Here is a 19,617-nt window from a genome sequence, read left to right as displayed (position 1 = left end):
ATCAAGATGAGCACCCCCGTTCAACTGCAAGACGTCAAGGCCGCCGGCGGCGTTCCTTCCCTGACACCCGACCAGGCCGTCGACATGTTCACCGAGCGCGGCTTTGTCCTGGCGAACCGCATCGCCAAGGCATACGCAAGCAGCGACGCGGTTCCGGCACAGTTTCGATCGCACAATCTGAAGAAGGCGAACGGCGAGGAAATCTGGGTCGAGAACCCTTCTGCGATCGGCAACTGCCTTGTCGCGATCGAGGTCGCGCGCGCCGTGCGCATGTCGATTACCGCCGTGATGCAGAACGCCGACATGATCGAGGGCAAGCTGCGGTGGTCGGGCAAGTTCGTGATCGCGGCCATCAACGCATCGGGCCGCTTCACGCCGCTGCGCTTCCAGATGATCAGCCGCGGCAAGATCACCGCGAAGTACAAGGAAAAGACCGGCTGGAATCAGCAGGCTCGAAAGCCGATCTTCGAAGAGCGCGAGGTCGAGGTCGACGACATCGAGTGCATCGCTTGGGCGCTCCCGCGGGGCACACCGGAGCCGCGCCTCTCGCCCGAGCAAGTTCGCCAGTACGCGGGCCGCATGCTCGACCTGTACCGGGACATCGGCATGCCCGTGATCGAATCGGCGCCGGTCAGCATGCGAATGGTCGTCGAAGAAGGCTGGTACGGGAAGGCGGGCTCTAAGTGGCAAACCGGCCTGCGCACGCTGATGTTCCAGTACCGCGCCGGGAGCTTCTTCGGCAACATCCACGCCCCCGACATCGTGATGGGCATGGGCCGCACTTCCGAGGAAGAAGCAGACGTCGTCGACGTCTCCCCGGACGGTTCCTATACGGTCTACAGCACGACCCTCGACGAGCTGCGCGGGGGCCGTGCTGAGCCCGCCGAGGAAGTCCCGCGCGGCGCAGCGCAGGCTCAAACGGAGCCCACGACGGAATCGCACACGCACGGCACGTCGCCGGCTGCCGCCCAAGCCGATCCGGTCGACGACCACGGCGGCCCGACGGAAGACGGCAACCATGGTCAAGGCGGTTTCGACTTCGACATCGCCGGCCTCGTGCGCGGCATCCGCGAGGACATCGAGTCCGCGAAGACGCCCGAAGACCTCGATCTCGCCCGCAGCGCGATCAGCGGCGTGCCCGATGAAACCGCCAAGGCCGAACTGAACGCGCTCGCCTCGGCGCGCATGCGCGCCATCACGTCGGCAGCCGAACAGGCGGCCGCCGGCAAGGCATCTTCCCAGACGACCGCGCCGGCCAGCCGCCGCCCGCGCAACCCGATCAACGCCGACTAACGCGCGCCTACCGCCGCCAAGGATTTCGACATGACCGACAAGAACGTCCTCCAGATGACCGCCGACAGCATCGGCAAAGACCTGCTTTCGGCGCTGGTGACCGAAATGAAGCTGATGCCCGACATCTGGGTGAAGCTGTCCGAGAAAAAGCAGAACGACGTCATCGACCGCCTGCGGGCGCGTGTCGAGCACAACGTGAAGATGGCGACGCACCTGATCGCGAGCGATGGCCGCATCGTCGTCCAGGGTGACCTCGACCAGATCACGATCAAAGACGGCGTCAAGGCGGTCGTGAAATTCGGCGGCTCGCAGCCGAACCTGCACGAGCTCTACGAAGCCAGCGGGAAAACCGTTCTGGTCGTCGTCGCAAACCCGAGCGAGCACACGGGCGGCATGGACGAGATCCGCGGCGAATCGGATCAGCGCGGTTTCGACCTCGGTCGGGAGTACACCGACCACGACGGCGACGGCATGGACGGCGACAAACCCGACGGCGACGTCGTCGACGCCGAGTTCCGCGAGGTGCCGAAGCTCGGCGACGGCCCGACGCAAGCGCAGATCGACGAACAGCATCAGGCCGGCCGGCAAGCGGCCGCCGACGGCAAACCGGAGAGCGAATGCCCCGTGATGGCCGGCGAGCTGTGCATCGCCTGGGTGAAGGGCTGGAAGGAGTGGCACGAGGAACAAGCCGGCTCCGGCAACGCGGATCCGCTGTACGCCCAAGTCGAAGCGTTCGTGATCGAGCAGCAGAAGGTCACGATCTCGAGCGTGCAACGCCAGTTCAAGATCGGCTACAACCGCGCCGCGCGCCTGGTCGAGCTGCTCGAAGCGAAGGGCATCGTCAGTGAGATGGACTCGGACGGCGGCCGTACGGTACTGCGGCCGCGCGGAACGGAGGAGGGATCGTGAAAATCACCGACATCTACGTGGCGAACGTGCTCGGTATCCGCACGGCGGATATCCGGCTCGCGAAGCCTGTCGCCCTCTTCACCGGTCCGAACGGCGCCGGCAAGAGCAGCCTGCAGGAAGCCGTGCGCATGGCGCTCACCGGCGACACCGTGCGCGTCGCGCTGAAGAAGGAATACGGCTCGCTCGTCACCGAGGGAGCCGACGGCGGCCAGATCGTGGTCGCGTGCGGCGAGCAGGCGAACAGCGTCATGCTGCCGTCCGGCAAGCTGAAGCGCGAGCTCGCCGAGGATCCGCGCCTTCCGCTGGTGCTCGACGCGCAGCGGTTCGCGCACCTCGGCGCGGCCGAGCGCCGGGCGTTCCTGTACGACCTGATGGGCGTGAAGATCGGTGTCGACGAAATGCGCGCCCGGCTGCTCGACAAACTCGGGCTTCGCGCTGATGCGGTGCCGGCACCGGCCGCCGCGCGGCTCGCGGCGATCACGCCGATGTTGCGCGCCGGCTTTGAAGCGGCGCAGAAGGAAGCGGCCGACCGCGCGCGCGGCGCGAAGCAGTCGTGGCGCAACGCAACCGGCGAGACGTACGGCAGCCAGAAGGGAGCGACCTGGCGCCCGGCACTGGTCGAATTCAACGAGGCAGCATTGCGGAAGCTCACGGGCGATCGCGCGGCGCTCGACGACCGGATTGGCGACCTGCAGCAGCAGATCGGCGCAGCCGACGCGGCGGACACCGCGGCTCGTGCGCGTGCGTCGAAAATCGCGGACCTACGCACGCGCGCCGCCGGTTACGCGAAGGCGGTTGAACTGGCGCAGCTCGCCGACGAGCAGGTCGCCGAATTCCTGCCCAAGGTCGAAGCGCTTCGGGTGCGCGCCGGGGCGGCGCCGGCCGGCACCGAATGCTCGTGCCCCGAGTGCGGCGCCCTCCTGCGCTACCTCAACGGCGTCCTGTCGGCGGCGGCCGCAGCCGGCGCGCGCGACGATGAAGCCGCCGCGAAGCTGCCCGAGTACGAGCAGGGTTTGAAGACGCTGCAGAACGCGGCCGCGAATCGCAAACGCGACGTCGAAGCGGCGGACACGGCCGCGACCCAGCTGCGGGCGCTCGAAGACGACGCAGAGGACAGCGGCGCGGCCGCTGCACGCGAGAGCGGCGACGCAGCGCGCTCGGAATTGGCCGACCTTCAGCGCCGCCGCAAGCAACTCGACACCGACATCGCGACGCTCCGCGAAATCGAACGGCGCGCCGCCGGCGCCGCCGATCTGGCGAAGCAAGCTGCCGCGCTGCACGAAGACGTCGCCGCGTATGAAGCGATCGCCGACGCGCTCGCGCCGAATGGCATCCCGGCCGACCTGCTCAGCGAAGCCCTGACGCCGATGAACGAGCGCCTCGTCGCGCTCGCCGAGATGTCCGAATGGGCCCACGTGACGATCACGCCGGAGATGGAGATCTTCGCCGACGGGCGCGCCTACGCCCTGCTGTCCGAATCGGAGCGCTGGCGTGTCGACGCGCACATCGCCGCGGCGATCAGCCACTTCTCGGGCCTGAAGCTGCTCGTACTCGATCGCGCCGACGTCCTGGTCGGCCCCGAGCGAGACCGGCTGCTCTACTGGCTCGACGATCTCGCGTACACCGACCAGATCGACACGGCGCTCGTGTTCATGAGCCTGAAGACGCCGCCCGGCGGCCTGCCCGAAGCCATCGAAGCGTTCTGGGTCGAGGACGGTCAGGTCGCGCCGGCCGCGCAGCACGCAATACGGGAGGCAGCGTGAGAGAGGACATCGAGAAGTATCTCGCCGAGACATCGGAAGCCACCGCGAAGGCCGTGGCGACCGGAACCGGGCTCCCGCATCTCGACGTGACGAAGGAGCTGAACCGGATGCTCGGCGAGGCGCTCGTCGAGCGTGAGAAGCGCGCGGGCGGCGGCAATGAGTACGTGTACTGGCTCGCGCGCGGCGTCGCGCCGATACCACCGGCCAACGCCGCGCCGCCGGTCGTCGCTCTGTCGCTGGCCGAGGCCATTGCGAGCCTGCCGCCGTCGGCCGTAGCGGCCGACACCACCTCACGCGTCATCGCGGAGCTGCGAGCCGAGGTCGAGCGGCTCACCGCCGAGCGCGACGCCGCGCAGCAACGAGCCGACACCTGGCGCGTGAATACCGCGGCACTCGAAGCCCGCATCGATGAGCTGACGCTCGGGCCGGTCGGCGCGCGTGCGCCTTTGTTCGTGACAGTTGGCCGGTATTGCAAGCCGAGGCGTCACACGTCGCTCGAGAAAGCCCAGCGGCGCGGCAGCGCGCTCGTAAGCAGCGAGAAGGAATCCGAGGTGCTCGTGCTCGAACCGGTTGGCCGGATCGTGCGCGGCACGCAGTGGATGCCCCGATAGCAGCACCGCCGCGCGCCTTCCGTGCCTCGGATTGCGCGGCGCATTCGGGCGGCTCGCCCAGCGCCCGCTTTTTCAATCTGATCATGCAAACGACGAAGACACCGTGGAATCCATCACGGCGCGCGACCTCACGCGTCAAGAACCCGCTCCCGGCTCCGACGACATGCCCGTACGACGGCGGCCCCGTCGATATCGTGAACAACTCGGAGATCTACGGCCGCGAGTACGGCGAGTGGCCGTGGGCGTTCCTCTGCCACAGGTGCCGTGCATACGTCGGCCTGCACCCATTCACCGCCATCCCCCTCGGCACGCTAGCCGACGGGCCGACCCGCGAAGCGCGGAAACGCGCGAAAGCAGCCTTCAACCCGATCTGGCAGTCCGGCCGCATGACGCGCACCGACGCATATATCTGGCTGGCTCGACAGCTCGGCATCGCGAACCATGAGGAATGTCACATCGGCTGGTTCGATGTCGCGACATGCGATCGCGTCGTGGCCGTCATTCAACAGGAGTATCCCCGATGACCGATACGCAAGACCCGCTTTTGCGCGCGCTCGCACGCCTCGAACACGCCGCGCTGAGCGACGATGAACGCAACCTTCTGCGGCCGGCGTTCGCCGCGATGCACGGCAGCCATGCAATGCGCATCCCCGAGGACATCGTGAAGCTGATTCGACGCCTCGACGCGACGCTGCCGAAAGCGCTGGAGACCTGACATGTTGCGCACCTTCCTGTTCTTCGTCAGCGGCCGCCTGCCGTGCCGAATCATCAGCGACGCCGGCCGGCCCTACCTCGAGCGCTACTACCTGGTCACACTCTTCGGCGTGCGCGTGTACCTGCACCGCTTCGTCGACAGCGATCCCGATCGCGGCCTGCACGATCACCCGTGGCCGTGGGCTATCTCGCTGATCATCGCCGGCTGGTACTACGAACAGACGCGTGCTGGCACGAACATCGTGCGCTGGTTCAACGCACTGATCGGCGACTCGTTCCATCGCGTGATCCTGCCGCGCGACCACGGCGTGCACGAGTGCTGGACGATCTTCGCGCACCGCGCGCGGCGCACGAAGGAATGGGGGTTTCTGCGCGACAAGGGCCAGTTGGGCCGCGTGTACACGGCACACAAGCCCGGCGCAGACGACCAATGGTGGAAGCGTGCCGCTCACGGCCGCGCCGAGCCGCAGCGAATGCCTCGCTGAGAAGACAGAGCATCCCCGCGCGGCTTACCTCGGTCCGTGCGGCATTCGGGGGCACCGGGTTTTTTCAGTGCCCTTCTTTTTCCACCGGCTCTCCGTTGTGCGATCGAATTGATGGATGGGCGCCATCGGCTTGCATTGACCGTCAATGCAAGCAACGGCGCATTCTTGACCTGGGTTCAGCCTCGCCGCGGTTCCCCAGCAGCAATACGAACCAACCAAGCTACCTTGAGTGATGCCACGAGGGTTGTAAAGCGCTCGGCTTCCTCTGGAGTTGGCCGTTGAGTCGTTGAGTGTGCAGCTCGGTTTCGGATTTGTCGAAGTTCTCGTAACAGTTCGATCTCTTTGTCCGGAACAAGTCCACGCGAAACCAGATCTTTGAGGATGTCTTTCCCTACAACGCCCCGGGCAATGTCACTGTCGCGCCCCGGAAACGACGTTGCGACGAGTAACTCCGCGCCCATGGATTCGAGTTCTTTCCAAGACTCCATGATCACGCCGGTCGGGTTCGCACTTAGTGCCACCGGATCCTGACGAACCTCCATTTGATCAACGTCTGGAACCGGCAAGTTCAACTCGCGTGCAAGGTGCTCCGCGTTATCTAACGGAGTTCGAAATTTACCGGAGAAGCCCCCAGGGAGGGTGAATTCCGTGAGCTTATCGAGCAGGCCGTCGAAGCGGCTCTTGAATTTGAAGGCGAGGACCAAGACTGTCGTCGGCCAAGCTGCTGCCTCAACGATCTTGGACGTAAATTCCCATCCGTCCATCGCGCACCCCGTCTCTTCGTGATTGTTGGTGCAAATCCTAGCACGGAGACCTTACCCCCAAGCCGTGCATATTCCGGTACCTCGGACGCGCGGCTTCTTTTATGGGCGGCCAGCACAGCGCCTGTTTTTCTGATTATTCCGACATCTATGAACGTTCAGCGCGTGTACAACAGCTTCGGTTTCTGCTGCGGCCTCGGCGGCGGTGCGAAGGGATTCACCAAGGCCACCTCTCACATCGGCAACATGACCGCGACGTGGCGCTGCATCGGTGGCATCGACAACGATCCGGCGGCCGCGCGCGATTTCGAGATGCTGGTCGGCACGCCGTGCACGGTCATGGATCTGTTCACGCGCGAGCAGTACACCGCGTTCCACGGCGTTGAGCCGCCGGCCGTCTGGCGCGAGGCCACACCCGAAGACGTGCGCCGCGCCGCCGGATACCAGCATCCGCACTGCGTGTTCATCTCGTCGCCGTGCAAGGGCGCGTCCGGGTTGCTGTCGGAAACGCTCAGCCGCACGCCGAAGTACCAGGCGCTCAACGAGCTGACGCTGCGCTGCATATGGCTGATGTGCGAGGCATGGAAGGACGACCCGGTCGAGCTGATCGTGTTCGAGAACGTGCCCCGGCTCGCGACGCGCGGCCGCCATCTGCTCGACCAAATCGGCCAAATTCTTCGGCACTACGGCTACGCGGTGAACGAAACGACGCACGACTGCGGTGTGATCGGCGGGCTGGCCCAGAGCCGCAAGCGCTTCCTGCTCGTCGCGCGGCACATGGAAAAGGTGCCGGCGTGCCTGTACGAGCCGCCGGTTAAGCGCCTGCAGGGCGTCGGCACGCTGCTGGGCCGCATGCCGCTGCCGGGCGACGTCGAGGCCGCCGGCCCGATGCACCGCGTGCCGTCGTTGCAGTGGAAAACGTGGGTGCGCCTCGCGTTCGTCGAAGCGGGCAGCGACTGGCGCAGCCTGAACAAGCTCGCGGTCGAGAATGGGCAGCTGCGCGACTATCTGATCGTGCCCGAGCGCCGCGGCGGCCACCTTGGTGTCGTCGACTGGAACGAACCGGCCGGTACCGTCGCCGGCGAGTCGCTTCCGACGAATGGAGCCTTCAGCGTGGCCGACCCGCGCGGGCCGGCCGATGCCGCGCAATACCAGCAGTACGGCGTACTCGACTGGAACGACCACGCGGGCACGATCACCGGCCAGAAGTCGCCCGGGCAAGGCACCTTCAGCGTCGCGGACCCGCGCCACCAGGGGCCGGCAAAGCACAACAACGAATTCCGTATCGTTCCGTGGCGCGACGCCGCAGGCGCCGTCACCAGCGCGCACGGCACCGGCCAATGCGTGCAGGATCCGCGGCCGCCAGCCGGCCCGCTGTTCAGCAAGTACAAGGTGACCGAATGGGCCGGCCACGCCGGCACGGTCATCGGCGGCGACGATCAGGGCGCATATGCGGTCGCCGACCCGCGCCCGGGCATGCGCCGCGAGCGCGGCGACGCGTACCTGACCGGCGGCCACTACGGCGTGGTCGGCTGGGATCAGCACAGCGGCGCGGTGTCGGCCGCCGCCGGCCACGACAACGGGCGCTGGTCCGTCGCTGATCCGCGCATGCCCGCGGCGAACGAAAAGACCGTCGCCGTGATCCGGGCGCTCGATGGGACCTGGCACCGCCCGTTCACCACGCTCGAGCTGGCCGTCCTGCAATCGCTCGTCGAGCCGGAGGAGTATCTCGAGCTCGACGGACTGTCCGACCAGGCGTGGCGCGAGCGCATCGGCAACGCTGTGCCGCCGGACGCCGCGCAGGCAATCGCCGAGGCGATGGGCACCACGCTGCTGCTCGCCGAATCCGGCGAGACGTTCCAGCTTTCGTCGACGCCTGTCTGGGTACGCCCGATCGCTATCGCGCTGACCGTCGCGCCGCAGAAGTTCTAGAACGGAGGCACCTGATGCCCTGCACCCCGTTTCGCCTCCCCGGAGGCATGGCCGGAATCATCTGCACGCGAAGTCGCACGCGCGAGCGCCGCTGCTCGGTAGACGGCTGTAACGCGCCAAGCGGCTACCAGTGCGATTTCCAGACGAAGCCGGGCAAGACGTGCGACCGGCACCTTTGCGCGGTGCATGCACATCTGGTCGGCGCCGATATCCACTTCTGCCCTACGCACCTCGCGGAGTCGAGCGGCAAAAAGCAGGGCGACCTATTCGCATGACCACCGAGGCTCACACCATGACCACCAACACCTACGGCGGCTATACCCCCGACCACCTGCGCGAGTTCATCCGCCACCACTACGACGCGGAGCATGGCGGCGACAACATCGACGAACTCACGAACGACAGCTCTGCGAGCGCCAAGATCGTGCGCGACCTGCTCGACGCCATCGAGCCACAGAAAGACGGCGATCTGCTGCGCCCGATCGCCCGCTGGGTCTACAACGCGGTGCGCGTGAACCTCGACCTGTTGCACGGAATCTGCGCGGAGTTCGGCTGCCCGCAGGGCGAAGACGTCGCGACGTGGCTGCGCGCGCGGCTCGCCGGCGTGCCAGTGCCATGCACGTGCACCGGCTTGGGTCCGTGCGAGAAACGAACGGACGGCTCTTGCAGGCGGGAACGCGCCGTTGCGCCCGCGCGGGCGGACGAACGGGCGACGTTTCCGCGCTATACCGAATGGCTGCACCTGCGCACGCACGGCGAATGGTCGAATGGCGTGCCAAAGTGGGCGCGCGACCATACCGGCCGCATGAACGACTTCACGGCCGCGACTGCGGTAATCGAGGAACTCGCGGCCCTCGCCTCGCGTGCGTCCGCGCATGCGGCGGAGCCGGTGGCATATGTGTGCTCGGCCAGCAACGACTTTGCCCCGATCGTGCGCGACAAGGACGCAGCGCAGAGGCTGTCTGATGCCCATGGCGATGGAAAGGTCGTGCCGCTCTACGCCGCCCCGCAGCCTCCGCGCAGGCAGACGCTCGGGAGGGGCTGACGGACGACTTGCTGCAGCGCTGCCGCGAACTGCTCGAACTAAACGAAAAGGGAGAATTGCCGCAGGTCGCCCTTCGATCGCTCGCGGACACATATCACCCCGACATCAGCGCGCACGATCGTCGATCCATGGCGAAGTCGCAGACGCAGATCGAAGCGATACGCGCCCTCCTCGCCGCCAGTCCGGGCCAGCCGGAGCCGCGCGAGCCTAAAACAGACCTTCTTCGTGCTTCGGAGCCACGGGCGTGACGCTCACATTGAGCGTCGCACTTGGCATTTGCCCGGTCAACGATGCGAATGCTGAAGCGTCGTCGATGCTCAGAGACGAGATCGAAACGGAGACGGCAGCCCCCGTAGCCGTCTCTATCCCGCGTGCAATTGCGGTTTCAATGTCTGCGATCGAAACCGCCTTCATCGGATGGATTTTTGACATGGTCTGTTCGCGAATTTGTGGAAAGGAATCGTAGCATGTCGACGTCGACACACAACCTGTGGACGACCGCCGAGGCGCGCCTGCTCGCCCGCCTCTATCCGTCCCCCATCCCGGCCAAGGCTCTGTACGCAGCGTTTCCGCGTCATTCGCGTAAGTCAGTCCAGACCTTTGCCCTTCGAGTGCTGAAGGTCAGGCGACCTGAGCGCGACCGCAAGGTATGCGCAACGCCGGCATGGGACCGCATGCGTGCCATTCTCGAAACGGAGCGCCTGTCGGTTCGCGAGCTGGTGACACGCTGCGGTGTCTCGCAGCAGCGTATCAGCGAGCTGCTGACGATTCATCGCACCGAGGTGCGCATCGTCGACTGGATTCCTCCCGTGGGTCGCGCCCAGTGGCGGGCGGTCTGGACGGTCGGCACCGGGCCTGACGTGCCGTGCCCGGCAGCCATCAAAACCGAAGCTGCTCGCGCGGCGCGTAGCGCCATGAAGCGCAATCCGTTCCTCGCAGCGGCCGGCCTAGTGACGGTCCCCACCGGCGAGCGCGGCCGCGTTTTTCAGCAGCCCATGGAGGTCGACGGCGAGGAGCTTGCGGCATGAGCACGCGAACCGTCATCGAGATCAACCACGACTTCCTGCTTCGACTGCTAGCCGACCCCCTCGGCCTCGCCGACACACTGCGCTCGGTCTGCTGCGACCACCAGGCCGAGCTGAACGACGACAACGGCCGCGGCCGGCCGCTCGACCTCGGTGGCGGCATCCGCATCGTCTATCGCCGGCACCACAGCGAGGACGCGCGGCTCATCACCAAATACGTGGACATCCAGATATGAGCGCTCTTTTCTATCTTCAGGACAGCCGCTCGTTCGTCGGCAACGACGTGATGTGGTGGGCTCAGGGCGGCAGCGGATACACGACCGATCTGCGCAAAGCGCACGTGTACACGCAGGAAGAGGCACAGGCACGCCACAACGAGCGCGCGACTGACATCCCGTGGCCGAAGGATTACATCGACTCGAAGTGGCGGCCGGCCGTCGATTTCCAGCATATCAAGCGCGATCAGGCGCTCGCTGGCACCGGAATCACGCTGACCAAGCCTCGGAAGCAGCGCGACGATCTCGTGAACTGCGTCGGCTGCGGCCGGTTCCTGCGAGACGCTGACCGATATTCACTCGACTGCCCACACTGCGGCGCGGACAACAGACCATGAGCGAGAACAGCAAAATCGAATGGACGGACCATACCTTCAATCCGTTTATCGGATGCACGAAGGTATCGCCCGGATGCGACAACTGCTACGCCGAGCACCTGATGGACACGCGCCTGCACAAGGTCGTCTGGGGGGTGCACGGAGAGCGCGTCCGCACGTCGGCCGCGACGTGGCGCGAGCCGATCCGCTGGAATGAGCGGCACGCCGAGTTCTTCGCCGCGCACGGCCGGCGCCAGCGCGTGTTCTGCGCGTCGCTCGCGGACGTGTTCGACAACGCAGTGCACCCGATGTGGCGCGCCGACCTGTTCGAGCTCATCAAGCGCACGCCCAATCTCGACTGGCTGCTGCTGACGAAACGGATCGGCAACGCGCAGGAAATGATCCAAGCATCAGTCGAGTGCCTGATGGACGCTGACCGCGACTGGCCGTGGCCCAACGTCTGGCTCGGCGCAACGATCGTCAACCAGGCCGAGGCCGACCGCGACATCGAAAAACTGCTCATGACGCCGGCGCGCCGCCGGTTCCTATCCATGGAGCCGCTTCTGGGGCCCGTCGATCTTCGAGCCTGGTTCGATCCGACTGGTGTGTGCTGCATGCGGGAAATGCAGTCCTGCGAAGACTGCCCCGCCGATGCGCCGTGGATCCACGGACCCACCACCGAGTACGCGGAGGACGGGACGGGCTACAGCTCGCCCAAGATCGACTGGGTGATCGTCGGCGGCGAAAGCGGCACCGGCGCGCGGCCGATGCACCCCGAATGGGCTCGCGATCTTCGCGACCAGTGTGCGGCTTACGGCGTGCCGTTCCTGTTCAAGCAATGGGGCGAGTGGCTACCTGTCGAGCCGAATGGGGCGGCCATCAACGGGTGCGGGGTGACGCCTGTTCGTGAACCTGCCTTTCGCTCCGCGGCGAACCACCACTTCACCAAGGTCGGCAAGCGTGCCGCCGGCCGCCACCTCGACGGCCGCACGCACGACGAATTCCCGGAGGCACGATGAAATCCGAATTCAAAATCCAGCGGCCCGACGACGTGCCGATGACGCTCACCATGACGATGACGCTCGGCGAGTGGAAGAAGCTGCAGGAGCAGCTCGCGACCACCTACCCGTCGTGGAAGTTGTCGACAAACATCCGCGAGATGGTGCGCCTCGCGACGACGACGTTCGCAGAAACGAAGGAGCTCGACCTGTGACGGAACGCCCGATCCTTTTCAGCGGCCACATGGTGCGCGCCATCCTCGAAGGCCGGAAGACGCAGACGCGGCGCGTCGCGATCCCGAAGCGCAGTTCCATCGACTTCATCGGTGGCGGCCCGAAGGGCGGCCCGGACTGGAACGACCCGGTATGTTGGGGTTTCGAAGACCCCGACACCGGGTTCTGGTGGGCTCTCCGAGGCAACGAATCGTGTCACCAGCTACCGTGCCCGCACGGAGCGGTCGGCGACCGGCTGTGGGTGCGCGAGACATGCCGTGCGTATGAACTCGACAGCGGGCTCGACGGCGTGCGCTATGTGGCCGATGACGCGTTCCGCAAGATCGAAGATTCGCTCCTCGCTGCGGAGCGATGGCTCGACCTGAACGCCTACCGCGGCCGGGAAGGCGCGACCGTGCCGGCGATCCACATGCCGCGCTGGGCCTCTCGCATCACGCTCGAGATCACCGGCGTGCGCGCCGAGCGCCTGCAGAGCATCAGCGAGTCGGACGCGCGCGACGAAGGCGTGACGATCGCGGACCACCACATGCGCAGCCACAGCACCGGAGCCTTCCGGCCGCCGAGCATCCGCGCCTTTCATGACCTATGGGACAGCCTGAACGCCGCCCGCGGGCATTGCTGGGACACCAACCCGTGGGTCTGGGTTGTCGAATTCAAACGAATGGGAGGTATGTCGGAATGACAAAGAAACAATCGAAACACGAAAGCCCGACTGCCGACACACAGATTGCGGCAGCGATTTCGAGCACGATAAGCGCCGTCAGCTTTCAGGGGCTCAGCATCGTGACGCCAGATGGCAACCCCGCAACGCTCGCCGTCGTCGACCAGAACGGAAAAATCGTGGAGGCAGGACCGGACGTGACGCGTGCAGTGTGGGAAATCGCAATCCGATCGTATAGAAATTTCTTGATTGGTAGCGGGCATCTGCGCGTTTTATCGAAACCCATATCGGCATAAAAAACGGCGCTTCGGCGCCGTTTCCTTCACTCCGATCTCGATCCTAGATGACCGCGCATGGATTTCTACCTATCACCCGCACACAAAGAAACGCCATCAGTCGTCAATGGTCATAGCAATTCCCGTCATCACTATGTGATAGACATTGAATATAAAAGACTTAAGCAACATCAAAATATAAAAGAACCAAGACACAAACCCAATAAAAACCACCGCAATGCCACTCACCTTAACAAGCCTCTGCGCCTCCCCGTCTATGGGGAGGTCATGCAAAAAAATAGCACCTGGACCACCACTCGCAAAGAATATCCTAATCGAAACACAGAGTATCGTGAACGCCAAGTAGTGAATGAACACGAGAAGGAATATCGAGAGATTATATTTTAGATAACTGACTCCTGTATCACCTCTTTCATGCTTCGCCATTACGAAAAATATTTCGGATCTAGTAGATACGCATATCGTAAAGCCAGCCACCAAAAACCCAAGTATGCTTGCCGAAAATGCGATTGCATCCGTCGTAGTCTGCCGCAATAGACTCAGGACAGTTGATTGATCCGCCCCTGATCTAACGCAATAGACCACAGACACAAAGAAAACCACCACCGTTACCGCGACATTAAATCCGTTTGGTGGAGTTAGTCGAGCGATCCTGTAAACGTCCAAGAGAGAATGCTCCTTTAGCAGATCCTCTCTTGTGAATACGAATTTTTGATTAGACATCAAATTTTCTCGCGATCCGCCTCACCGCAACCCGAGTCTGTAGGGGGTCAGCGTCCTGCGCGATCTGTATATTGTTTCTCCGAATCTCTTGATTCAAAACATTATTGAGTTGCAGAGCAGCTTGCGACACGTCTCTTGACACCCCGTCCATTTCCACTCGCAACCTGAACTCCTCATTGTTACCAATCAATTTGTTCCCTGACGAATCCTTTCCTGATAGCCTGACATCCACGTTACCGTCCATTGCAACAGCGCCAAGCTGAAGAACAGCCTCGTTTGTATCCAAGCTACGATTATCACCAGCAGAATGGGTGATCTGCGAATTTTTTGCACCGAGCTGACCACCGGTTGTGCGAATAGCCTCCAAGAGCTTGGAATTATCCAACTCACTGTTCGTTTGCAGAACACGCAAAGAAATCGACGACAACTGCTTATAGCGCTCAATAAATTGAGAAAGACTCAATGCGCTTGGAAGTGGCACAACGTCTAGCGTTGAAAGAGGGAATTCTTCCCAGAGCTTTTTCTTAGTAACACGCTCAATCGAATCATCACCATTTTCAATCGCCAGATTACGGGCTTCAACCCGTCGATCATACTCCTCTTTAATAAATTTATTTTGACTCTGGCGGATATAATTATATGCAGTACTTCGAAAACTGGAGATTGAAGGGCTGTGCGCAGTTTCCGGACAATATATAATCTTGTGGGTATTCAGCAACAATACAAAGATTGCTGATGGAGCAGAATCGAGAGATCCAACCTTCCTCACCAGGCCATGGCCGCTTTCGAAAATTTGCTCGCTTCGCAGAGTAGTATCCTTGATGAACCTGCCAGCAATCGCCAATACCGGAAGCCTGTCACTTCCCAAGTTCAACAACTGAGTCTGGTAGAAGAAGTATCGAGTATCACTGTACCTCCTCGGCTCGAATTCATCACAATCGAGGAAGGCAGGAAGAATGATGTCCTCTGCTACATCGAGGAGATTCTTCTCACCAAACTTACAAATGAAATTTGCAAAGCTGACTTGTCTACCGCCCGACATACTACCCCCGCGTGGTCATTGGTATCGCTTTTAATTGAACGTCTATCCAGTCTCAGCCGGACGCTTGCAAGGGAAGTGTAACGGAAAATTGGATGAGCAAGCGTCAGCGTTCGGGGCGCACGCAACTAGTCAATGTGTCCTGTGTACAACGGCGACGATATATATTCCATATCGTACGGGCAGCCGAGGGATACGAACCCTACTTTGGGGGATTGGGACATCTGGAGTGTGGGGGCGTGGCAGCAAAAGCGTGAGTTTACAGGGATTTAGGGGTGGCGAGGCAAAATGAGCGACCGGGAAGGATCGTCGCGTGCCGGATTGGCTGAAGCGCCACATCGGCGGTGCCGGGCGGTGCGATCGACACATGCGGGCGCCTTCTGCTCGGCAACGAGTATCGCCATGCGGTTTCGAAGCTGCGCTGCAAAAAAACAGGGCCAAGGTGCGGTTTTTCGTTGCGCCGCCCGAGAACGGTCCATATCGAGCCACACCCGATGTACGCCGGCAGCCCGCGACAACGGTATGCCGCCGCGCCGCCTTCCTGGCCAAGCCTGCCGCTTCCCGTCCCGACTCCTGTGCGTCGGACGCGCATGTTTCCGCTCGTCCGGCGATCGAGATTGACGCCGCGCGGCATCGCGCCACATAATGCGACGAACTACTCCGTTTATTAATTTTCGCGCAGCGAACCGAAGCATCTGCCAGCAGCGAGATGACCGCCCGGCGGGACTTCCGGTCGCGCAACGCCCGCGCAAACAAACCCTGCTCGATCCCCGTCAGAAGGACATGCGATGCCCCAATCGAAATCGAACATCAGAAAGAAAACCGGCCTGGCCCTACTGGGCGTCGTGCTGTTGTACTGGATCGCGGTGCCGATCCTTCCGTTTACGTCCATCCCGAACAAGGCGTTCGTGATCCCGGCGCTGGTCGTGATCGGCGAGATCGTGTTCGTGGCCGCCGTCGCGCTGCTGGGAAAGGAATACTGGGCCCAAATAAAAGGATGGGTGACTCGGCGCTTATGCAGGAAAAACGCGAGTGGCATCGGGAAGTAACGCTCTGTCGCCGGCGGCCGGCGGTCTGGGAAGACATGCCACGCGGTCGGTCAAGCCCATCGCACGAGAATCGGCATGGACTCGCGAAGCCGCTATGCGAAAATCGCGGCATCCGCTCTCTTCAATCGACCCAACGGGGCTCGCATGACTACCCACCTCACGATCGAATTCACCGAACACGCCGCAGAAGCCATCGGCGAACAGACCAGCACCAGCTTTTCCTACGATCAGGGCGCCCATGTCCCGCAACCGGGCGACTTCGTCGAACTCGAAAACTCCCGGCAGACGTTTCTGGTGATCGGCCGCGTGTTCTCGCTGAAGGCCAACTACAGCGCCGTCAAGCTCGTGCTCGACCTGCCGCCGTCGGACGACGATCAGGATTTCGGCCCGGCGCACTGAGTCACGACGAAACGCGTCACGCCAGTCAAAGCCAACGCGCATGCAACGCCGGCCGCGGCGCTGCATGCGTCACCGCCATACGCGTCACTCCTGCGTGACGGGCACATACATGGCCTGCATCAGCCCGCTCGGCAACCGCTTCGTATCGTCGAGCCGCAGCACCGTTTGCGGCAGGTCAGCACCGAACAGCGGAATCCCCGTGCCGAGCACGATCGGCACCCAGCTCAGCGTGATGCGATCAACGACGCCGGCCTTGAGGCCTTCTCGCACGGTCAAGCCGCCGTCCAGATAAACGTGACGATGGCCTTGCTTCGCCAGCCGCTCGAACAGCGCCGCAAGCGTGCCGTCGAACGGTTCTTCGCCGTGGCGCGACGCCAGTTCGCGGCGCGTCATGACGACCATCCGCTTGCCGGCATACGGCCACGGGTCGAAGTTGATCACCGTGTCGTACGTATTGCGCCCCATCACGATCACGTCGATGTCGTTCATGAGCGCCGTGTAACCGGTGTCATCCGGCGAATCCGATGAAAACGGCTCCAGCCATGACAGATCGCCATTGTCGCCGGCGATGAATCCATCGAGACTGAGCGCGAGAAACACACTGACGCGAGGGCGCATACGAAGCATCCTTTCATGAATGCAAGGATGGCGAGTATAGCGGCGATCCGCGTACCCTGCCGCTGCTTGCGCCACATCGACAGAGCGGCGTCGCTCGGCTCGATCGCCGGCCGGATCACGCTTCCATGGTCGCCTTCGCCGCCAAGCGACCGAGCCACGGCGTCAGAATCACGCCGGGGTGCGCAACCACCGCATACACGCCTGCGACGCCGGGCAGAAAGCCATTGAGCGGCACGCCGTCGCTCGTCATCGGACGAAGCGCCGACCTCGCGGACAACGGCGCGAGTGTCGCCCGCCCCGCATCGGCGCGGCATCGTACCGCTCGCCGTGCGCGGGAACCGCTCGCGCGTTTCGCGCCTCGCCGTGCAGCGCCGCTTATGGTACGACAGGCGAGCACGAGCCCACACCATCAGGCGCGGCGCGTCCCGGCTTTCGTTCGTATGGACTGGATCTCGATCGACTGGACAACGGCGATGCCCGCGCAGACCAAGCACGGGCATTCGGTGCCGACGATCCTGGACGACCGTCGGCGATTTTTTCCGCAGACGGCAGCCGCGCATCGTCGTGCCCGAATGCACGACCGCGACCGGCCGCCCTGCTTCGCGGCGCCGACGTCCGACGGCTCGCGCCGCCGCGGCCGGCCTGCCGCGAAACCGTTACTTCTTTTCGGGCTCCGATGCGCCCGGCTGCTTGAACGGGAACGTGCTGAACATCGACTTCGCCTGGTTCTGCATCTGCTCCTGCATCTGCACGAACATGTTCTTCGACTGCTCGATGTAGCTCGTCATCATCCCTTGCATCATCGGCGCCTGCATGTTCATGAACTGCGACCAGACTTCCGGATTCATCGCGTTACCTTCGTAGAGGTTCTTCGATTGATCCGCGAGCTTGTTCTGGATGTCGATGAATGCCTGGATGTTCTTTTCCAGGTACGTGCCCATCATGCCCTGCATCGCATGACCGTAGAAACGGATGATCTGCGACAGCATCGACGACGAGAACATCGGCACGCCACCGCTTTCCTCTTCGAGGATGATCTGCAGGAGAATGCTGCGCGTCAGGTCTTCGTTGGATTTCGCATCGACGACCTTGAAATCCTCCTGCTCGAGCACGAGCTGCTTCACGTCGGTCAGCGTAATGTACGTGCTTGTCTCGGTATCGTAGAGCCGGCGGTTCGGGTACTTCTTGATGAGCCGTTCGGCCGTCTTCTTTGTAGTAGTCATGTAACGCCTTTGAGTGCAGCGTAGCGCAAGTGACGAATCCCCGCCGCCCGAATCCGGGAGGCGGGGGCCTTCGGAAAACGCCCGGCTGCGCGGCCACCCGGCCCGCGCAGCCAGGACGCTCAGCCCATGTGCAGGCCGCCGTTCAGCGAGAAGTCGGCGCCCGTCGCGAAGCCGGAATCGTTCGACGCGAGCCACGCGACGATCGAGCCGATTTCCTCGGGGCCGCCGAGACGCCGCACCGGGATCGTCGCAACGATCTTCTCGAGCACATCGGGGCGGATCGCCTTCACCATGTCGGTGCCGATGTAGCCCGGCGACACGGTGTTGACCGTCACGCCCTTCGTCGCGACTTCCTGCGCGAGCGACATCGTGAAGCCGTGAATGCCGGCCTTCGCGGTCGAGTAGTTCGTCTGGCCGAATTGCCCCTTCTGGCCGTTCACCGACGAAATGTTGATGATGCGGCCCCAGCCACGTTCGACCATCCCGTCGATCACCTGCTTCGTGACGTTGAACAGGCTCGTCAGGTTGGTGTCGATCACGGCGGTCCAGTCTTCATGCGTCATCTTGCGGAACACGACGTCGCGCGTGATGCCCGCGTTGTTGACCAGCACGTCGATCTCGCCGACTTCGGCCTTGACCTTGTCGAACGCTTCCTTGGTCGAGTCCCAGTCGCCGACGTTGCCTTCCGACGCGATGAAGTCGTACCCGAGCGCCTTCTGGTCCTCGAGCCATTTCACCCGGCGCGGCGAGTTCGGGCCACAACCTGCGACCACCTTGAAGCCGTCTTTCGACAGACGCTGGCAGATGCTGGTGCCGATGCCGCCCATCCCGCCCGTTACGTACGCAATTCGCTGAGACATAAATCTCACTCCATTTTTTGGTTTCGAGAGCTGCCTGAGGCCCCCTCTGACTTCACGTGACGCCGGCCGAAGCCGCAATCGGCCGGCGCACGGATTCGGTACGCCGGTGGCGAACGGCCGGTTACGGACGCTCGACCGCGAGCGCGACGCCCATCCCGCCGCCGATGCACAGCGACGCCAGCCCGCGCTTCGCATCGCGCTTGACCATCTCGTGCAGCAGCGTCACCAGGATCCGGCAGCCCGACGCACCGATCGGGTGACCGATCGCGATCGCCCCGCCGTTCACGTTCACCTTCGACGTGTCCCAGCCCATCTGCTTGTGCACCGCCAGCGCCTGCGCCGCGAACGCCTCGTTGATTTCCATCAGGTCCAGGTCGCCCGGCGTCC

At 63.4% G+C, this 19,617-nt stretch carries 26 protein-coding genes and 1 pseudogene; 19 read left to right on the top strand and 8 right to left on the bottom strand.

The genetic code is table 11. The annotated features are described in order from the left end of the window. Window positions 1-6: 6 nt before the first annotated feature. The 7 genes from H0X95_RS21070 to H0X95_RS21040 all read left to right on the top strand — a co-directional run bounded on the left by H0X95_RS21070 (window position 7) and on the right by H0X95_RS21040 (window position 5,775). The gene (locus H0X95_RS21070; RefSeq protein WP_164531165.1) at window positions 7-1,293 is read left to right on the top strand and encodes a hypothetical protein; all 1,287 of its coding nucleotides are present in this window, start codon (window positions 7-9) and stop codon (window positions 1,291-1,293) included. A 30-nt stretch (window positions 1,294-1,323) separates the two neighbouring features. Next, entirely contained in the window at window positions 1,324-2,202 is an 879-nt protein-coding gene (locus tag H0X95_RS36305) for a DNA translocase FtsK (RefSeq protein ID WP_196446169.1), read from the top strand. Then, window positions 2,199-3,965, top strand: a complete 1,767-nt coding sequence (locus H0X95_RS21060; protein ID WP_196446168.1) for an AAA family ATPase — start codon at window positions 2,199-2,201, stop codon at window positions 3,963-3,965. The genes H0X95_RS36305 and H0X95_RS21060 overlap by 4 nt, the downstream gene beginning before the upstream one ends. Further along, window positions 3,962-4,576, top strand: coding sequence for a 1-pyrroline-5-carboxylate dehydrogenase (locus H0X95_RS21055; protein ID WP_196446167.1), 615 nt, complete (start codon window positions 3,962-3,964; stop codon window positions 4,574-4,576). Before H0X95_RS21060 ends, H0X95_RS21055 begins: the two co-directional genes overlap by 4 nt. An 83-nt stretch (window positions 4,577-4,659) precedes the next feature. After that, on the top strand, window positions 4,660-5,100 hold the full coding sequence (locus tag H0X95_RS21050; protein WP_196446166.1) for a zinc-finger-containing protein: 441 nt from the start codon (window positions 4,660-4,662) through the stop codon (window positions 5,098-5,100). Further along, on the top strand, window positions 5,097-5,291 hold the full coding sequence (locus tag H0X95_RS21045) for a hypothetical protein (protein WP_196446165.1): 195 nt from the start codon (window positions 5,097-5,099) through the stop codon (window positions 5,289-5,291). The genes H0X95_RS21050 and H0X95_RS21045 overlap by 4 nt, the downstream gene beginning before the upstream one ends. Before the next feature lies 1 nt (window position 5,292). Continuing rightward, window positions 5,293-5,775, top strand: coding sequence for a hypothetical protein (locus H0X95_RS21040; RefSeq protein ID WP_196446164.1), 483 nt, complete (start codon window positions 5,293-5,295; stop codon window positions 5,773-5,775). Between the two features lie 176 nt (window positions 5,776-5,951). Here the strand turns inward: H0X95_RS21040 and H0X95_RS21035 are convergent, their stop codons facing one another. Next, entirely contained in the window at window positions 5,952-6,539 is a 588-nt protein-coding gene (locus H0X95_RS21035; protein ID WP_196446163.1) for a DUF4145 domain-containing protein, read from the bottom strand. A gap of 147 nt (window positions 6,540-6,686) precedes the next feature. Here H0X95_RS21035 and H0X95_RS21030 point away from each other — a divergent pair, with 147 nt between their 5' ends. Next, entirely contained in the window at window positions 6,687-8,468 is a 1,782-nt protein-coding gene (locus H0X95_RS21030) for a DNA cytosine methyltransferase (protein WP_196446216.1), read from the top strand. Between the two features lie 292 nt (window positions 8,469-8,760). Then, window positions 8,761-9,513 carry a hypothetical protein gene (locus H0X95_RS21025; RefSeq protein ID WP_196446162.1) on the top strand — a complete coding sequence of 251 codons (753 nt, stop codon included), beginning with the start codon at window positions 8,761-8,763 and terminating at the stop codon, window positions 9,511-9,513. Between the two features lie 207 nt (window positions 9,514-9,720). Here the strand turns inward: H0X95_RS21025 and H0X95_RS21020 are convergent, their stop codons facing one another. Next, window positions 9,721-9,945: a hypothetical protein gene (locus H0X95_RS21020; RefSeq protein ID WP_196446161.1), complete on the bottom strand. Its 225-nt coding sequence runs from the start codon at window positions 9,943-9,945 to the stop codon at window positions 9,721-9,723. A 35-nt stretch (window positions 9,946-9,980) separates the two neighbouring features. Here H0X95_RS21020 and H0X95_RS21015 point away from each other — a divergent pair, with 35 nt between their 5' ends. Genes H0X95_RS21015 through H0X95_RS20980 form a run of 8 tightly spaced genes read left to right on the top strand, consistent with a single transcriptional unit; the run spans window position 9,981 to window position 13,706 of the window. Next, window positions 9,981-10,541 carry a hypothetical protein gene (locus H0X95_RS21015; RefSeq protein WP_196446160.1) on the top strand — a complete coding sequence of 187 codons (561 nt, stop codon included), beginning with the start codon at window positions 9,981-9,983 and terminating at the stop codon, window positions 10,539-10,541. Next, window positions 10,538-10,774: a hypothetical protein gene (locus H0X95_RS21010; protein WP_196446159.1), complete on the top strand. Its 237-nt coding sequence runs from the start codon at window positions 10,538-10,540 to the stop codon at window positions 10,772-10,774. The genes H0X95_RS21015 and H0X95_RS21010 overlap by 4 nt, the downstream gene beginning before the upstream one ends. Beyond that, window positions 10,771-11,151, top strand: a complete 381-nt coding sequence (locus H0X95_RS21005) for a hypothetical protein (protein ID WP_196446158.1) — start codon at window positions 10,771-10,773, stop codon at window positions 11,149-11,151. The genes H0X95_RS21010 and H0X95_RS21005 overlap by 4 nt, the downstream gene beginning before the upstream one ends. Then, the gene (locus H0X95_RS21000) at window positions 11,148-12,149 is read left to right on the top strand and encodes a phage Gp37/Gp68 family protein (protein ID WP_196446157.1); all 1,002 of its coding nucleotides are present in this window, start codon (window positions 11,148-11,150) and stop codon (window positions 12,147-12,149) included. Before H0X95_RS21005 ends, H0X95_RS21000 begins: the two co-directional genes overlap by 4 nt. Then, window positions 12,146-12,343, top strand: coding sequence for a hypothetical protein (locus tag H0X95_RS20995; RefSeq protein WP_034201656.1), 198 nt, complete (start codon window positions 12,146-12,148; stop codon window positions 12,341-12,343). The genes H0X95_RS21000 and H0X95_RS20995 overlap by 4 nt, the downstream gene beginning before the upstream one ends. After that, window positions 12,340-13,044 (top strand): hypothetical protein, encoded by a 705-nt coding sequence (locus tag H0X95_RS20990; protein ID WP_196446156.1) that lies wholly within the window; start codon window positions 12,340-12,342, stop codon window positions 13,042-13,044. Before H0X95_RS20995 ends, H0X95_RS20990 begins: the two co-directional genes overlap by 4 nt. Further along, window positions 13,041-13,319, top strand: a complete 279-nt coding sequence (locus H0X95_RS20985) for a hypothetical protein (protein WP_196446155.1) — start codon at window positions 13,041-13,043, stop codon at window positions 13,317-13,319. Before H0X95_RS20990 ends, H0X95_RS20985 begins: the two co-directional genes overlap by 4 nt. Window positions 13,320-13,376: 57 nt before the next feature. Beyond that, window positions 13,377-13,706, top strand: a complete 330-nt coding sequence (locus H0X95_RS20980; protein WP_196446154.1) for a hypothetical protein — start codon at window positions 13,377-13,379, stop codon at window positions 13,704-13,706. A gap of 328 nt (window positions 13,707-14,034) precedes the next feature. On the opposite strand, the gene H0X95_RS20975 is transcribed toward H0X95_RS20980, so the two are convergent. Continuing rightward, a complete protein-coding gene (locus H0X95_RS20975; RefSeq protein ID WP_196446153.1) occupies window positions 14,035-15,084 on the bottom strand; it encodes a hypothetical protein in 1,050 nt (349 codons plus the stop codon). Between the two features lie 785 nt (window positions 15,085-15,869). On the opposite strand from H0X95_RS20975, the gene H0X95_RS20970 reads away from it, so the two are divergent. Both H0X95_RS20970 and H0X95_RS20965 read left to right on the top strand, forming a co-directional pair. Next, window positions 15,870-16,130, top strand: a complete 261-nt coding sequence (locus H0X95_RS20970; protein WP_048986472.1) for a transporter suffix domain-containing protein — start codon at window positions 15,870-15,872, stop codon at window positions 16,128-16,130. Window positions 16,131-16,274: 144 nt separating this feature from the next. Continuing rightward, window positions 16,275-16,529, top strand: coding sequence for a hypothetical protein (locus H0X95_RS20965; RefSeq protein WP_012328614.1), 255 nt, complete (start codon window positions 16,275-16,277; stop codon window positions 16,527-16,529). Between the two features lie 84 nt (window positions 16,530-16,613). On the opposite strand, the gene H0X95_RS20960 is transcribed toward H0X95_RS20965, so the two are convergent. From H0X95_RS20960 to H0X95_RS20940, 5 genes and pseudogenes are all read right to left on the bottom strand, one after another. Continuing rightward, on the bottom strand, window positions 16,614-17,222 hold the full coding sequence (locus H0X95_RS20960) for a dihydrofolate reductase family protein (RefSeq protein ID WP_227746348.1): 609 nt from the start codon (window positions 17,220-17,222) through the stop codon (window positions 16,614-16,616). Window positions 17,223-17,262: 40 nt separating this feature from the next. Further along, window positions 17,263-17,397 carry a hypothetical protein gene (locus tag H0X95_RS20955; protein ID WP_034201652.1) on the bottom strand — a complete coding sequence of 45 codons (135 nt, stop codon included), beginning with the start codon at window positions 17,395-17,397 and terminating at the stop codon, window positions 17,263-17,265. 406 nt (window positions 17,398-17,803) lie between these two features. Next, entirely contained in the window at window positions 17,804-18,370 is a 567-nt protein-coding gene (gene phaR / locus H0X95_RS20950) for a polyhydroxyalkanoate synthesis repressor PhaR (RefSeq protein ID WP_006485265.1), read from the bottom strand. A 119-nt stretch (window positions 18,371-18,489) separates the two neighbouring features. Next, window positions 18,490-19,230, bottom strand: coding sequence for a 3-ketoacyl-ACP reductase (locus H0X95_RS20945; RefSeq protein WP_006491801.1), 741 nt, complete (start codon window positions 19,228-19,230; stop codon window positions 18,490-18,492). Between the two features lie 121 nt (window positions 19,231-19,351). Continuing rightward, window positions 19,352-19,617 (bottom strand): annotated as a pseudogene (locus H0X95_RS20940) (acetyl-CoA C-acetyltransferase); the annotation flags it as partial.

The organism is Burkholderia sp. 9779_493 (genome assembly GCF_015712215.1).
Taxonomy (GTDB): Bacteria; Pseudomonadota; Gammaproteobacteria; order Burkholderiales; family Burkholderiaceae; genus Burkholderia; species Burkholderia cenocepacia.
Note: the sequence above shows the minus strand (reverse complement) of the source record. Positions and strands in the feature narration are given on the sequence as shown.

Coding starts and splice junctions, on each gene's coding strand:
- H0X95_RS21070 (WP_164531165.1), top strand. CDS start 7: ATGAGCACCCCCGTTCAACTGCAAGACGTCAAGGCCGCCGGCGGCGTT.
- H0X95_RS36305 (WP_196446169.1), top strand. CDS start 1,324: ATGACCGACAAGAACGTCCTCCAGATGACCGCCGACAGCATCGGCAAA.
- H0X95_RS21050 (WP_196446166.1), top strand. CDS start 4,660: ATGCAAACGACGAAGACACCGTGGAATCCATCACGGCGCGCGACCTCA.
- H0X95_RS21045 (WP_196446165.1), top strand. CDS start 5,097: ATGACCGATACGCAAGACCCGCTTTTGCGCGCGCTCGCACGCCTCGAA.
- H0X95_RS21040 (WP_196446164.1), top strand. CDS start 5,293: ATGTTGCGCACCTTCCTGTTCTTCGTCAGCGGCCGCCTGCCGTGCCGA.
- H0X95_RS21035 (WP_196446163.1), bottom strand. CDS start 6,539: ATGGACGGATGGGAATTTACGTCCAAGATCGTTGAGGCAGCAGCTTGG.
- H0X95_RS21030 (WP_196446216.1), top strand. CDS start 6,687: ATGAACGTTCAGCGCGTGTACAACAGCTTCGGTTTCTGCTGCGGCCTC.
- H0X95_RS21025 (WP_196446162.1), top strand. CDS start 8,761: ATGACCACCAACACCTACGGCGGCTATACCCCCGACCACCTGCGCGAG.
- H0X95_RS21020 (WP_196446161.1), bottom strand. CDS start 9,945: ATGTCAAAAATCCATCCGATGAAGGCGGTTTCGATCGCAGACATTGAA.
- H0X95_RS21015 (WP_196446160.1), top strand. CDS start 9,981: ATGTCGACGTCGACACACAACCTGTGGACGACCGCCGAGGCGCGCCTG.
- H0X95_RS21010 (WP_196446159.1), top strand. CDS start 10,538: ATGAGCACGCGAACCGTCATCGAGATCAACCACGACTTCCTGCTTCGA.
- H0X95_RS21005 (WP_196446158.1), top strand. CDS start 10,771: ATGAGCGCTCTTTTCTATCTTCAGGACAGCCGCTCGTTCGTCGGCAAC.
- H0X95_RS21000 (WP_196446157.1), top strand. CDS start 11,148: ATGAGCGAGAACAGCAAAATCGAATGGACGGACCATACCTTCAATCCG.
- H0X95_RS20995 (WP_034201656.1), top strand. CDS start 12,146: ATGAAATCCGAATTCAAAATCCAGCGGCCCGACGACGTGCCGATGACG.
- H0X95_RS20985 (WP_196446155.1), top strand. CDS start 13,041: ATGACAAAGAAACAATCGAAACACGAAAGCCCGACTGCCGACACACAG.
- H0X95_RS20980 (WP_196446154.1), top strand. CDS start 13,377: ATGGATTTCTACCTATCACCCGCACACAAAGAAACGCCATCAGTCGTC.
- H0X95_RS20975 (WP_196446153.1), bottom strand. CDS start 15,084: ATGTCGGGCGGTAGACAAGTCAGCTTTGCAAATTTCATTTGTAAGTTT.
- H0X95_RS20970 (WP_048986472.1), top strand. CDS start 15,870: ATGCCCCAATCGAAATCGAACATCAGAAAGAAAACCGGCCTGGCCCTA.
- H0X95_RS20965 (WP_012328614.1), top strand. CDS start 16,275: ATGACTACCCACCTCACGATCGAATTCACCGAACACGCCGCAGAAGCC.
- H0X95_RS20955 (WP_034201652.1), bottom strand. CDS start 17,397: ATGACGAGCGACGGCGTGCCGCTCAATGGCTTTCTGCCCGGCGTCGCA.
- phaR (WP_006485265.1), bottom strand. CDS start 18,370: ATGACTACTACAAAGAAGACGGCCGAACGGCTCATCAAGAAGTACCCG.
- H0X95_RS20945 (WP_006491801.1), bottom strand. CDS start 19,230: ATGTCTCAGCGAATTGCGTACGTAACGGGCGGGATGGGCGGCATCGGC.